At 40.7% G+C, this 1,311-nt stretch carries 2 protein-coding genes; both read right to left on the bottom strand.

Going from position 1 to position 1,311, the window contains the following annotated elements:
* Positions 1–415, bottom strand: a 415-nt coding sequence (locus CXF78_RS00770) for an ATP-binding cassette domain-containing protein (RefSeq protein WP_145991286.1), incomplete at its 3' end; no start/stop codon positions are given.
* Positions 416–554: 139 nt separating this feature from the next.
* Positions 555–1,311: DcaP family trimeric outer membrane transporter (locus tag CXF78_RS00765; protein WP_102035710.1), on the bottom strand; the 757-nt coding region annotated here is incomplete at its 5' end.

The following is a 1,311-nucleotide window of genomic DNA, read 5'->3' as shown; positions in this document are numbered from 1 at the left end:
TAATCTCTTCCACTTTACGACGATGTGCTAACTCTTCTTTTTGTGCACCAGACACCCAATATAAAGGTCCTGTAAGCCAATTATTTTTTAGCAGGTGATGACGACCAACCATAATATTGTCTAATACCGACATATGCCCAAATAAGGCTAAATTTTGAAAAGTACGTCCCATACCAAGATCGGCACGGTCATTGGGGCGTAAATCGGTAACATTTTTACCATCAAAGATTATTTTTCCACTATTAGGACGATAGCGCCCCGAAATGCAATTGAGCATTGAAGTTTTACCCGCTCCATTTGGCCCTATAATGGAAAAAACTGAGCCTTTTTTTACTGAAAAGCTAACATCAGTAAGGGCTTTCACACCACCAAACGCCAGTGATATTTGCTCTATATTGAGTATTGACGCAGTCATACTCAACCTCCTAAATTCAAGTGGGGATAAAATTCTGTCACAACTATTATGTTAAAAAATAGAGGGGGAAACCCCCCTCGAAAACGCAACAAAGCTTGGGAAAGTTACGTAAATTTAAACAGTAGAATTGATAACGAGATCACAGTGCGTATCTCATGGTTGCTTGTATGTAGTTAGAATTTTTATCTAGCTCATCAAGAGAAAAGTTACCGACTTCAAAACCTACCGTGAGTTCCTTCGTTAAGTCTTGAAACAGATTAACTCCCCACTGTGTACGTTCTCGATTTGAAACATCACCTTCGACTTTTCCGTACAAAACAGTTGAGCGTAAAGATTCAGTCCAAAAATGGCGGTAAGCAACAAGTACAGAGGTTAAATCTTCCACTTCTTCACCATAAAGATCTTTAACAGCAGCAACGCCAACATAGCGACCTAGTTCACCTTTATGAAATTGGAAACGGATATCATCCTTACCCGTGGTGTTAATTCGACCGGCAATTGAGGCACCAAAAGCGGATTCACTATTTCCTAAACTGGTATTTAATTGACGTGCGAGACCCGAAACAGAAATACTGCCCCAGTCCCCTTCAATATTATATCGAGCAATAACATCCGGTACGCTGTCATTAGCGGTATCACCACCCCAGCTTTCTGGATTTTCAATTGCTACTTGAAAATTACCCATGTTATAGCGAATTTGGCCCTGGCGAATGAACACTAAGCCGGTAGTTGCACCAGCAAAATCAGCGGACTCAGGAATAGCACTTGTATTCATAAACGTTGACCACGTTTGACCAACCGTTAAATCTTTATATTTAACAAATGCATGACGGATACGTGGATGGGCTGAATTAGAAACTATTTCATTACCGCCACCCCCCCAAAAATCCATTTCG

The sequence above is a fragment of the Shewanella sp. 11B5 genome (genome assembly GCF_002836795.1).
Lineage (GTDB): Bacteria > Pseudomonadota > Gammaproteobacteria > Enterobacterales > Shewanellaceae > Shewanella > Shewanella frigidimarina.
Note: the sequence above shows the minus strand (reverse complement) of the source record. Positions and strands in the feature narration are given on the sequence as shown.